The sequence below is a fragment of the Paenibacillus sp. FSL R5-0914 genome, assembly GCF_038004525.1.
Lineage (GTDB): Bacteria > Bacillota > Bacilli > Paenibacillales > Paenibacillaceae > Paenibacillus_AQ.
On record NZ_JBBORH010000001.1, the window covers coordinates 883,026 to 895,666 of the forward strand.

General features: G+C 47.8%; 9 protein-coding genes and 3 rRNA genes. 1 reads left to right on the top strand and 11 read right to left on the bottom strand.

The features are described 5' to 3' along the window. Positions 1 to 82: 82 nt before the first annotated feature. The 6 genes from holB to MKX60_RS03820 form a co-directional block, all read right to left on the bottom strand. A complete protein-coding gene (holB, locus tag MKX60_RS03795; RefSeq protein WP_341059096.1) occupies positions 83 to 1,057 on the bottom strand; it encodes a DNA polymerase III subunit delta' in 975 nt (324 codons plus the stop codon). 117 nt (positions 1,058 to 1,174) lie between these two features. After that, entirely contained in the window at positions 1,175 to 1,618 is a 444-nt protein-coding gene (locus tag MKX60_RS03800; RefSeq protein ID WP_042183820.1) for a YaaR family protein, read from the bottom strand. 49 nt (positions 1,619 to 1,667) lie between these two features. Then, positions 1,668 to 1,997 carry a cyclic-di-AMP receptor gene (locus tag MKX60_RS03805; protein ID WP_042183817.1) on the bottom strand — a complete coding sequence of 110 codons (330 nt, stop codon included), beginning with the start codon at positions 1,995 to 1,997 and terminating at the stop codon, positions 1,668 to 1,670. Positions 1,998 to 2,120: 123 nt separating this feature from the next. Continuing rightward, a complete protein-coding gene (tmk, locus tag MKX60_RS03810) occupies positions 2,121 to 2,762 on the bottom strand; it encodes a dTMP kinase (protein ID WP_042183814.1) in 642 nt (213 codons plus the stop codon). Further along, positions 2,763 to 4,304, bottom strand: coding sequence for an aminotransferase class I/II-fold pyridoxal phosphate-dependent enzyme (locus MKX60_RS03815; protein ID WP_341059097.1), 1,542 nt, complete (start codon positions 4,302 to 4,304; stop codon positions 2,763 to 2,765). It lies immediately after the preceding gene. A 209-nt stretch (positions 4,305 to 4,513) separates the two neighbouring features. Next, positions 4,514 to 4,699 carry a sigma factor G inhibitor Gin gene (locus MKX60_RS03820; RefSeq protein ID WP_042123074.1) on the bottom strand — a complete coding sequence of 62 codons (186 nt, stop codon included), beginning with the start codon at positions 4,697 to 4,699 and terminating at the stop codon, positions 4,514 to 4,516. Positions 4,700 to 4,907: 208 nt separating this feature from the next. Between MKX60_RS03820 and MKX60_RS03825 the strand changes: the two genes are divergently transcribed. Further along, a complete protein-coding gene (locus tag MKX60_RS03825; protein WP_042183802.1) occupies positions 4,908 to 5,432 on the top strand; it encodes a hypothetical protein in 525 nt (174 codons plus the stop codon). 72 nt (positions 5,433 to 5,504) lie between these two features. Here MKX60_RS03825 and MKX60_RS03830 read toward each other — a convergent pair whose 3' ends face one another. From MKX60_RS03830 to MKX60_RS03850, 5 genes are all read right to left on the bottom strand, one after another. Beyond that, on the bottom strand, positions 5,505 to 5,918 hold the full coding sequence (locus MKX60_RS03830; RefSeq protein ID WP_042183800.1) for a hypothetical protein: 414 nt from the start codon (positions 5,916 to 5,918) through the stop codon (positions 5,505 to 5,507). Between the two features lie 256 nt (positions 5,919 to 6,174). After that, positions 6,175 to 6,291: ribosomal RNA gene (gene rrf / locus MKX60_RS03835) — 5S ribosomal RNA — on the bottom strand. A gap of 73 nt (positions 6,292 to 6,364) precedes the next feature. Further along, positions 6,365 to 9,293: ribosomal RNA gene (locus MKX60_RS03840) — 23S ribosomal RNA — on the bottom strand. 212 nt (positions 9,294 to 9,505) lie between these two features. Next, a 16S ribosomal RNA gene (locus tag MKX60_RS03845) occupies positions 9,506 to 11,063 on the bottom strand. The 16S, 23S and 5S rRNA genes sit together here, the layout of an rRNA operon. A gap of 426 nt (positions 11,064 to 11,489) precedes the next feature. Continuing rightward, the gene (locus MKX60_RS03850; protein WP_341059098.1) at positions 11,490 to 12,641 is read right to left on the bottom strand and encodes an amidohydrolase family protein; all 1,152 of its coding nucleotides are present in this window, start codon (positions 12,639 to 12,641) and stop codon (positions 11,490 to 11,492) included.

A 12,641-nucleotide genomic window follows, 5' to 3' on the forward strand; every position in this document is an offset into this window, starting at 1 on the left:
GATCCATGCTTGTCCTTCCTCGTCTGTTAAAACGATATTTCCAGGTAAAGCGACATCCGGAGGATATATCATAACTAATCCTTTAACTTTCCAGTCGGATTAAAAACTGCTCCAGACACAACTGGGCATTGGCATTGGATCGCAGCTTCTTAGTGCTCTCTGCAGCAAATCCCATATAAGCCACCCATTGTTCCGCACTCCGCTCACGGGCATGCCTGGAAATAAAGTCTAACTGATCTATGAAAACGATACTCTCATGCTTACGATACAGGAAGTAAAGCATATCTTTAAACCACAGATGGAACATGCTGAAGAAGATATCCAAATGTTCAGCGAGTCCGGTCTTGAACAGCTTCTGCCCAGCAGTTGCTACAGCGGAGCTGCCCTTGCCTAAGGACTCCTTAGCTAATTGTAACATTACATTTCTCATTTCTGCAAACCAATTCTGTTCCAAAAGTTTCCTGCAACCATCAAGTCCTGAACTAAGTGATACTGCACATCGAGCTAAGGGTATGGGAACGCCCTCACTTGCCAGAGCTTGGAGCATATTATCCGGGTTTAACGGACTAAATGGAATCCGCTGAGTCCGCGACTGAATTGTTGGCAATAAGGAACGGCTATTATCAGAAATTAAGATTCCAACAGCCGGAGCTGGTGGTTCCTCCAGAAATTTCAGCAGACTATTGGCAGCTTGTACCGTCATTTTGTCTGCTCCATCTATAATATAAACTTTCGGATTCACACCCTCTGACCGATAGGAAAAGACGCGCTGCAGCTCACGGATTTGATCTATTTTAATACTTGCTCCATCTGGCTGCAGCAGTGACAAATCAGGGTGGTTTCCATGCTCTACTTTGCGGCACTCCAGGCATTCCCCACAGGCATCGTCCTTGCTCTGGGTACAAAATATAGCTTGGGCAAACATCAGCGCCGTTTTCATTTGTCCACTGCCTGCCGGCCCTGTAAATAAATAAGCATGACTCACAGCTTCTTTGCGCAAGGCATTTTGGAGTAGCCGCTTGGCGTTCTCCTGGCCTACTATATCATGAAAAGGCATAATTTCCTCCCAAAACTTTCAAACATAAACGCCCTTAGCGTCCTTATAAGGACGGTAAGTGTTTAATCGAGAAATATAAGGCTAAAGTATAGTGTAAAGCATATACTTTCTTATATTTTAAAAAGAAAGGTTGATTAACAACCCACGGATTTCTCCAACGCGTCCTAACAGATCGATCCGGCCTTGCTCACTATTCAGCAAATCATCTGCCATTGATAGCAAAGCCGAATCAATTTCCTCAAGCAGCTTGTAACGCTTGCCACGTCCACGTCGATCCCATCCGCGTGTTTCCTTCAGAATGACGCCTCTTCGGGCCGTTTCCTCCAGAAATCTTTTGATCATCATCCGGTAGATGGTAAGCTCACGAATCGTCATAGACTTAGATAAACGATCGCCTTGAGACTGTATTTCTTTGATCTGGCGATTCAGTTCATCTTTGGTTTTCTGCTCACTTTGCTGCTGAAAAACATCAGAGAACGTTTTTTGCTGAACGGGTTTGTTAGCCCCTTCTGCATTTGGCATCTCACTCTTCAAGGGCCTATACCCCGGATTGATCTTCAAAGGTTATCTACCGCCCTTTTTATAAATGGCTTGCTAATCTATATTATACTTAATAATGTTCAAAACGATCTACAGGAAGTACGAATACAGTAGCTCCACCCACTTGTACCTCAACAGGAAGTGGCAAATACGAATCCGTTGTTCCACTCATCGGTGTTACAGGAGTGACTAACTGCTCACGCACTTTACAACTGTTTCGGATTACGGTCAATACGGATTCAATCTGACTGTCTTCTACCCCGATCATAAATGTCGTATTCCCCGCTCGTAGAAATCCACCTGTACTTGCAAGTTTAGTAGCACGGAAATTGGCTTTGACTAGCTCGCTGGACAACCGGTTACTGTCTTTATCCTGGATAATTGCAATGATCAACTTCATCTTCGCATTCCCTCCCAATACTTTTATGGTGTATTACTACTTAGAGTTACTCGTAGTAACCCTTACTTCATAAGCACACGCCTAATTATATGTCACTTCTCTTAGTATATTAGACAAAACACCCTAAAAACCCTTTAATACTCTCTCTTCAAGAGTTCTCACGATATCTTGTTCTACCATATGAATGGGGCGATTAGCATCCAGAACTACTATTCTGTCCGGATTGGCCTGGGCTAATAATTGATAGCCTTCACGGACCTTCTTATGAAAAGAAAGGCTCTCCAGATCCAGACGATTCACTTCCCGTTCTTGATTCGCTGCAATCCGTGACAACCCTATCTCTGGGTCTACATCCAGATAAAAGGTTAGATCCGGCATACGGTTCCCTATCGCAAAACGATTAATACTCCATACCTCTTCTATTCCGAGTCCTCTCGCATGTCCTTGATAAACGAGGCTGCTGTCTACAAAGCGGTCACAGAGTACAGTAAGCCCTTCTCTAAGAGCCGGTTCAACGACTTCGGCGAGATGTTGGCTTCTTGATGCAGCATATAGTAATGCCTCTGTACGCGCATCCATAGCTGTATGGGCAGGATCTAGAATAATGGAACGAATCTTCTCAGCAATCTCAACGCCACCCGGTTCACGGGTAATTCGATAAGGCATGGACCGGTTCTGTAAATAGGCCGTTACTCTACCTAGTACCGTTGTTTTTCCGGAGCCTTCGCCCCCTTCTAATGTTATGAAGAAACCTTCTTTTCCCACTTATGCTTCTCCGCCCTTCTGAATGTTGTATACCTCAATACGCTGCAAGACCGGATCAGCACAAGCCTGAAATTTGGCGCCTCCTTTGGCTAAACCAGCCAGCCTTCTTTGGATCTGATCTGTGATCACTTCACCCGGATATAATACCGGGATGCCTGGTGGATAGGGAATAACCATCTCTGCCGCCACTCTACCCACGCAATGTTCAAGATCAATACTTTCAATCTCATTGGCCGACACCGGCTTCAATGAGAAGTGAACAGGATCTGAGATTTGTAAAGAATGGAAATTGTTCCACGTGGAAATATTGCGAGCGCCTGATAAGTCGGGGGCGTTCGGTGATTCGGAAGGTTCCTCCGAATCTATTTCCCACAGCGCCTGCAGCAAATGATCTGCATCTCCAGCCTTCGATCCAAGGCTGAACAGCAGCACTACGTGCCGGTCATCGCTCATCTCCGGCACGCAGCCCTTTGCCTCGAGCTTGCGCTGCAGCTCGAAGCCGCTCAGGACCCCGATGGCGTCATAAATGACGACTTTAAAGGGGTCCTGTGTCACATACGCCGCCAAAGAATCAGGCGGCGTATTCGGGTGCAACGGCTCTGGCGGCTGCACTAGTCCGTAGCGCGGCAGCTCCGCGAGTCCGCGCCGCAGGACATCCACGGCGGCCAGCCCCGCCGTGAAGGCACCCTTGCCCCGGCTGTGCAGCAGCCGCCGGGCAAGATCCAGCGACGCCATCATAGGATATGATGGGCTGGAGCTCTGCACCATGGCGAGCCGCTGCCGGAGCAGGGCGCGGTTAAGCCGCGGCCCTTGAACATGCAGCATAGCGCCCATGGTCATCGCTGTGAGCATCTTGTGCGTGGACTGCACGACGCCGTCCGCGCCACAAGCAAGTGCCCCGGCTGGCAGCGCCGGGTGCTGCCCGTAATGCGCCCCATGCGCCTCATCCACAAGCAGCGGTACACCGCTGTCGTGACAAATACTCGCGAGGGGCGCAAGATCACTACCCATGCCGTAATAATTCGGCATGGTAACAAGTACAGCTGCGGCTTCAGGATAGGCTGCAAGTGCAGCCTTAACAGCTTCGGCCGCCGGCGCCACTGCCAAGCCGCTGAGTGGATCAATCAGAGGCTCCAGAAAAACAGCACGTACTCCAGCCAACATCAGTCCATGAATGACTGACTTATGCACATTGCGTTGAACAATCATAATCATTCCAGGCTCGGGACAAGCGGTTAGAATAAGAGCCAGATTGCCGGCTGTGCTTCCTCCAACCAGAAAAAAGCTTTCCTCTGCTCCAAAGCAATCTGCTGCCAACTCTTGCGCTTCCTTGATAACTCCCTCAGGATGATGAAGATCATCCGTTCCGGAAATTTCCGTAACATCATACTTCATTACCTCATCTAAAAAGCCAGCGCCTTCAACGCCATCATATGCCACTCCATTCTTATGACCTGGCACATGATATGATCTATTACCCATAATTCTATATTGTTCCAGCATTTCGTATATAGGCGCCCTACAACGTTGTAATTTATTCATATTAAATTCCTTCCCATAGGGTTCCTTCTATTTTAACGTAAATATACGCAAACGCCTACGCTTCAGTGTAAAAGCAGCCCTATGGACAAGAAAACGGCTCCTCCCGCCTGAAGAACGAGGAAGCCGTGTATTGAATATCACTAATGCAGCCTTCGTATCTTTCATCCAGACCGCTCTCTTAATTGCATCATTTAACAGAGTTACTCTACTTAAGCGTTCTTTTGCAATCCAATCTTCTTCATCCGGCCGATAAAAAAACGGTACTTGGCATCTTCAGCCTCGGTACGTATCATCTCAGCCTCACATTCCTCACAAATAAAATGCGAGACAATCACAATACCTTCCTCTTTTACCTGTCCACAAATGATACAAGCTTGCCCGGTTTGCTGTTCCATAACCATCCCACCTTGACTCTTTTAAGAACAGTATGATACACCTTCTATCATTTTAAACCTTTTCATAGTTTTTTCATATCCTTCGTATCGTGCATTATATATATTCCGTTGCTGTTATATCTGTGAATTTTCGCCGCAGTTTAATAAAATACATCCAATCGCCGATATTAAGAACATACGAATTCACGAGGAGGTTAGACTATAATCTATGGAACCCACTACCAAAGGTGCAGCTACATTCTATCAATATAAACTAATTAAAAAAGTCAATCTAACGGCACGCCTGCTGCCTATTTATATTATGCTCCCCTTATTAGTCCTTGTGCTCGAAACCGTATTTCTTTCCTGGTGGAGCATTCTTTACATAATCATAGCAGCGCCTGTAGCCTTCTGGGTTCAATATGTCATTTCACGCTCAGTTCTTTTAATCTCAGGACACCCCATTTCAAAAAGATGGTCTGTCTCATTTAAACTGCCTTGGTTAGGGTTTATGCCTGATCAACATATTAGTTACCGTATATTCCGTAAAGTACAGCTACATAATTTCTATATCGGTCTTTGTATTGCAGCACTCTTTATTTTCTGGTCACCACCAGCATTTACAGTATCACTGATCACTTGTCACTTATGGCTCCTACTGCCCCGTCTTTATACTCTGTTCAGACTGAATCGACAGGATCAGGGAGGCATGCTGAAATTCAATCCGACCGATGTATCCTATTACTCTCAATAAAGTGCAGCAGTATGGCTCATATTATTTTCATGTATTAAAAAATAAACCGCCATCCTTAAGGATGGCGATTCTTTATTTCGTCTTAAGGCCTTTAATGGAGGTCTTCTTTTCTTTAGGAATCATCACTACAAAATAATCATCGTGCACTGTTAAATGAACCGTTAACCCATCCTTCAGAAAAACACCCGAAGAATCACTATCATCATCTTCCTGTTCTGTCCATCCCCAGGCTTTAATAGCCTCCAAATAAGGATCCGGAATACCATTCTTCTCCTTTAATCCAGGTAAAGAATAACGTACATAATCCATAGCAACGTTAGTAGTGGTCTGGTCTGGTGAGTTTGCCTCATGGGGGACAGGGAAGCTTTTCTCATTCAGTGCACCCTCAAAAGTATCCCACTTAGGTTCTTTAGCCCCGCAACTTGCCAGTATTAAAGTTAAAATACAAGAAATCATTATTAACTTGAATATTTTTAATTGTTTCATGCCTTAAATCCTCCCTACCTCTACAATGCATCTAAAGACACAAGAAAATTCAAAGTTAGAATTTATGAGTAGTTCCTTCGTATTAAAGATCTGCTAACTATTAGCACTTTTCTATTATACTTGTATCCACCGCAGCGTCGGTAACAAAAATGTCATTCCACAGTAACCTATTCTACTGTCATTACTAGCCTTAAATACTTGCATAATAAAAAAAGAAAAAAAGCCACTGCTGATATTATCAACAATGGCTTAATCTGCTTGGCAACGTCCTACTCTCCCAGGACCCTTCGGTCCAAGTACCATCGGCGCTGGAGGGCTTAACGGTCGTGTTCGGGATGGGTACGTGTGGAACCCCTCCGCTATCGCCACCAAACGGGCATTTACAGCGTAAATGCTCAGGCTTGATGCCTGAAAACTGAATCCGAATTGAATTTGCGTCTTAAGTATAGGATAAGCCCTCGACCGATTAGTATTGGTCAGCTCCATGCATTACTGCACTTCCACCTCCAACCTATCTACCTCGTCGTCTTCAAGGGGTCTTACTAATTGGGAAATCTCATCTTGAGGGGGGCTTCACGCTTAGATGCTTTCAGCGCTTATCCCGTCCGTACGTAGCTACCCAGCCATGCTCCTGGCGGAACAACTGGTGCACCAGCGGTACGTCCATCCCGGTCCTCTCGTACTAAGGACAGCTCCTCTCAAATTTCCTGCGCCCACGACAGATAGGGACCGAACTGTCTCACGACGTTCTGAACCCAGCTCGCGTACCGCTTTAATGGGCGAACAGCCCAACCCTTGGGACCTACTTCAGCCCCAGGATGCGATGAGCCGACATCGAGGTGCCAAACCTCCCCGTCGATGTGGACTCTTGGGGGAGATAAGCCTGTTATCCCCAGGGTAGCTTTTATCCGTTGAGCGATGGCCCTTCCATGCGGTACCACCGGATCACTAAGTCCGACTTTCGTCCCTGCTCGACTTGTAGGTCTCGCAGTCAAGCTCCCTTATGCCTTTGCACTCTTCGAATGATTTCCAACCATTCTGAGGGAACCTTGGAACGCCTCCGTTACTCTTTAGGAGGCGACCGCCCCAGTCAAACTGCCCGCCTGACACGGTCCCCGTACCCGGTAAGGGTACTAGGTTAGAACCTAGATACGATCAGGGTGGTATCCCAACGGCGCCTCCACCGAAGCTTGCGCTCCGATTTCTACGGCTCCCACCTATCCTGTACAGATCGTACCCAAATTCAATATCAAGCTGCAGTAAAGCTCCATGGGGTCTTTCCGTCTTGTCGCGGGTAACCTGCATCTTCACAGGTATTAAAATTTCACCGGATCTCTCGTTGAGACAGCGCCCAAGTCGTTACGCCATTCGTGCGGGTCAGAATTTACCTGACAAGGAATTTCGCTACCTTAGGACCGTTATAGTTACGGCCGCCGTTTACTGGGGCTTCGGTTCATAGCTTCGGGTTACCCCTAACCACTCCCCTTAACCTTCCAGCACCGGGCAGGCGTCAGCCCGTATACTTCGCCTTGCGGCTTCGCACAGACCTGTGTTTTTGCTAAACAGTCGCTTGGGCCTTTTCACTGCGGCCCCCTCGTGCTATTCACACTACCGGGGCACCCCTTCTCCCGAAGTTACGGGGTCATTTTGCCGAGTTCCTTAACGAGAGTTCTTCCGCGCGCCTTAGAATTCTCTTCTCGCCTACCTGTGTCGGTTTGCGGTACGGGCACCTTCTCCTGGCTAGAGGCTTTTCTTGGCAGTGTGAGATCATGACCTTCGCTACTGTAATTTTCGCTCCCCATCACAGCCCAGCCTTAACGATGTGCGGATTTGCCTACACATCAGCCTCACTGCTTAGACGGACATATCCATCAGTCCGCGTCACTACCCTCCTGCGTCACCCCATCGCTCATAGCGGATTACGGTGGTACAGTAATTTCAAACTGTTGTCCTTCGACTACGCCTTTCGGCCTCGCCTTAGGTCCCGACTTACCCTGAGCGGACGAGCCTTCCTCAGGAAACCTTGGGCTTTCGGCGGATCAGATTCTCACTGATCTTTTCGTTACTCATACCGGCATTCTCACTTGTATGCTGTCCAGCGCTCCTTACGGTACACCTTCAACCCACATACAACGCTCCCCTACCCCAGATACATACGTATCTAGCCATAGCTTCGGTGGTGTGTTTAGCCCCGTTACATTTTCGGCGCAGAGTCACTCGACCAGTGAGCTATTACGCACTCTTTCAATGGTGGCTGCTTCTAAGCCAACATCCTGGTTGTCTGTGCAACTCCACATCCTTTCCCACTTAACACACACTTGGGGACCTTAGCTGATGGTCTGGGCTGTTTCCCTTTTGACAATGGATCTTAGCACTCACTGTCTGACTCCCGGCAATAAGTATATGGCATTCGGAGTTTGACTGAGCTTGGTAATCCTTGCGGACCCCGCACCCAATCAGTGCTCTACCTCCACTACTCTTATACCGAGGCTAGCCCTAAAGCTATTTCGGGGAGAACCAGCTATCTCCGAGTTCGATTGGAATTTCTCCGCTACCCCCACCTCATCCCCGCATTTTTCAACATGCGTGGGTTCGGGCCTCCAGTGCGTGTTACCGCACCTTCACCCTGGACAGGGGTAGATCACACGGTTTCGGGTCTACGTCCACATACTAAATCGCCCTATTCAGACTCGCTTTCGCTGCGGCTCCGTCTTCTCGACTTAACCTTGCATGTTAAACGTAACTCGCCGGTTCATTCTACAAAAGGCACGCCATCACCCATAAATAGGGCTCTGACTTTTTGTAAGCACACGGTTTCAGGTTCTATTTCACTCCCCTTCCGGGGTGCTTTTCACCTTTCCCTCACGGTACTGTTTCACTATCGGTCGCCAGGTAGTATTTAGCCTTAGCAGATGGTCCTGCTGGATTCATACGGGGTTTCACGTGCCCCGCACTACTCGGGATCCGTCTCGGAGAGAACACAGTTTAGGTTACAGGGCTTTTACCTCTATCGCGGGCCTTTCCAGACCTCTTCACCTACCATATTCCTTTGTAACTCCATGTGAGACGTCCCACAACCCCTAAGAGCAAGCTCTTAGGTTTAGGCTGTTCCGCGTTCGCTCGCCGCTACTGACGGAATCACTATTGTTTTCTCTTCCTCAGGGTACTTAGATGTTTCAGTTCCCCTGGTCTGCCTCTACATCTCCTATGTGTTCAGAGATGAGTAACTGCGAATTACCACAGCTGGGTTTCCCCATTCGGACACCCCCGGATCAAAGCTTGCTTACAGCTCCCCGAGGCAGTTTCGTTGTTCGCCACGTCCTTCGTCGGCTCCTGGCGCCTAGGCATCCTCCGTGTGCTCTTATTAGCTTAACCTTGATTTTTCCTAAGAAAAATCTCACTAATAACATTTACTTGTTTACACAAGTTGCTAAAAGATGTTCTAAAACGCAAATTCGTTTCGGTATCCAGTTTTCAAGGATCAAGTCTTACTGAGAGCTTAAACTCTCAAAACTGAGCAACGAGTGAGTTGTGGAAGCTTAACTTCCGATTTGAATGTCTTCATTGCAGAAGACGATTCTCCATAGAAAGGAGGTGATCCAGCCGCACCTTCCGATACGGCTACCTTGTTACGACTTCACCCCAATCATCTACCCCACCTTCGGCGGCTGGCTCCCTTGCGGGTTACCCCACCGACTTCGGGTGTTGTAAACTCTCGTGGTGTGACGGGCGGTGTGTACAAGACCCGGGAACGTATTCACCGCGGCATGCTGATCCGCGATTACTAGCAATTCCGACTTCATGCAGGCGAGTTGCAGCCTGCAATCCGAACTGAGACCGGCTTTGATGGGATTGGCTTCACCTCGCGGCTTCGCTTCCCGTTGTACCGGCCATTGTAGTACGTGTGTAGCCCAGGTCATAAGGGGCATGATGATTTGACGTCATCCCCACCTTCCTCCGGTTTGTCACCGGCAGTCACTCTAGAGTGCCCAGCTTAACCTGCTGGCAACTAAAGTTAAGGGTTGCGCTCGTTGCGGGACTTAACCCAACATCTCACGACACGAGCTGACGACAACCATGCACCACCTGTCTCCTCTGTCCCGAAGGCCGCCACTATCTCTAGTGGATTCAGAGGGATGTCAAGACCTGGTAAGGTTCTTCGCGTTGCTTCGAATTAAACCACATACTCCACTGCTTGTGCGGGTCCCCGTCAATTCCTTTGAGTTTCAGTCTTGCGACCGTACTCCCCAGGCGGAGTGCTTACTGTGTTAACTTCGGCACCAAGGGTATCGAAACCCCTAACACCTAGCACTCATCGTTTACGGCGTGGACTACCAGGGTATCTAATCCTGTTTGCTCCCCACGCTTTCGCGCCTCAGCGTCAGTTACAGCCCAGAAAGTCGCCTTCGCCACTGGTGTTCCTCCACATATCTACGCATTTCACCGCTACACGTGGAATTCCACTTTCCTCTTCTGTACTCAAGTCACCCAGTTTCCAGTGCGACCTCAGGTTGAGCCCAAGGTTTAAACACCAGACTTAAATGACCGCCTGCGCGCGCTTTACGCCCAATAATTCCGGACAACGCTTGCCCCCTACGTATTACCGCGGCTGCTGGCACGTAGTTAGCCGGGGCTTTCTTCTCAGGTACCGTCACTCCGATAGCAGTTACTCTACCGGACGTTCTTCCCTGGCAACAGAGCTTTACGATCCGAAAACCTTCATCACTCACGCGGCGTTGCTCCGTCAGACTTTCGTCCATTGCGGAAGATTCCCTACTGCTGCCTCCCGTAGGAGTCTGGGCCGTGTCTCAGTCCCAGTGTGGCCGTTCACCCTCTCAGGTCGGCTACGCATCGTCGCCTTGGTGGGCCGTTACCCCACCAACTAGCTAATGCGCCGCAGGCCCATCCCTCAGTGACAGATTGCTCCGTCTTTCATTCTTTCTTCAGGAGAAAAAAGAAATTATCCGGTATTAGCTACCGTTTCCGGTAGTTATCCCAGTCTAAGGGGCAGGTTGCCTACGTGTTACTCACCCGTCCGCCGCTAAGTTATTTTGAAAGCAAGCTTTCAAAATAACTCCGCTCGACTTGCATGTATTAGGCACGCCGCCAGCGTTCGTCCTGAGCCAGGATCAAACTCTCCAATTAGTATTGAAAAGAGCGATATGCTCATTTTGAAACATCTGACGAGAAAATTAATTCTCTAATTTTGGATTTCACTTTCGTGATTTCCTACTCACTCGTTGTTCAGTTTTCAAAGATCAAGTTCTCGTTGGCGCCGTTTAATGTCTCAGCAGCAACTCTTATACTATATCATGTTCAGCCGTTTAATGTCAAGCTCTTTTTTTAACTTCTTTTTCGAGCTCGGCATGTGTGTTTCTTGGCCGGACTTAGAATATATCATGTATAGAGATTCATTGCAACACTTTTTTTTGAAAGATTTAAAAACCATAAATCATGTATTAATGAATACACTCTATCTTTATATACTGTTGCCTTATATACATTCCATAATATAAAAGAAAAACAACTGAAAAAGATATCAGTTGTTTTCAGAAGATAGCTTAGATGAATCTAAATTAATTCCGCTTCCTTCGCTCCAGTAATTACGGAAATGATACTGTTTCGAAGTATCTCTGCATTATACGCCTGGTATGGATCGACATTGAAAACAACAGCATCTGCAATAAAACCTTCTGCAATCTGCCCCAGCTCGTTACCGCTCCCTAGAATGTCAGCAGCGCTTTTAGTAGCAGACTGCCACGCTTCTCTGCGAGTTAAGCCATAATCAATCAACGTATCCAGTTCTTGAAGGTTATAACCATGTAATGAGGGTGTAGCATAATCTGTACCGAATCCAATACGAACGCCTTCTCTTTTTGCATAATTAATGGCTTTGGAATGCGATTCAGCAGCGCGGGCAGCTCGTTCGCAAATGATCGGGTTCAACGCTAGAACGCCTTTCGGATCTGCGGCAATGCGATAGATGGATGTAGTAGGTACAAAAGCTACCTCCGAATTAGCAAGTCTCCCTGCCTGATCTTCAGTTAGAAACATCCCATGCTCTATAGATTCCACCCCCGCCTGAATGGACCAGTCTATCGTCACTCCACCCCAGGTATGAACCAGTACCTTCTTATCATGGGCATGTGCATTACGAACAATGAATGCAAACTCTTCTTCGGAAAAGAACGGATGTACGACTTTCTCGGTGGGTGCCCCAAGACCGCCTGTGGCCATGATTTTTATCCAGCCCGCTCCTGTAGCAAAGATTTGCGCCATCCGTTGTTCCAAATGCGTAATTCCACGGGCATCTGCTGCTCCAAGCATATCGCTGCTGGTGTGCACTCTTAAAGGCTGCTGATACTGCTGAACAAGATGCTGCACTGTGCTTGGCACAATTCCGCCTGCATCCCGTACAGTCGTTACACCCGTCCTTAGAGTAGCCTCAAACGCTTGGCCCTGCATGGCTTCGATCTGCTGGGATTCGCGCTTCAATTGGTCCGCATGATCAAAGTCTGTCCAAGCAAGATGCGTATGAAGATCAATTATACCAGGACTTATCCATAGTTCTGTGCCTGTAGGAGTTGAATTATTTTGTTGCGACTCCGCTTCAGTAATAGATGAAAAATAGCCATCCTTGATCACAACATCAAATCGTTTACCTTCGATGCCTGCTATATGAATATCCTTGAATGTATGCAGCTCTGGATGCTTATGGATCAT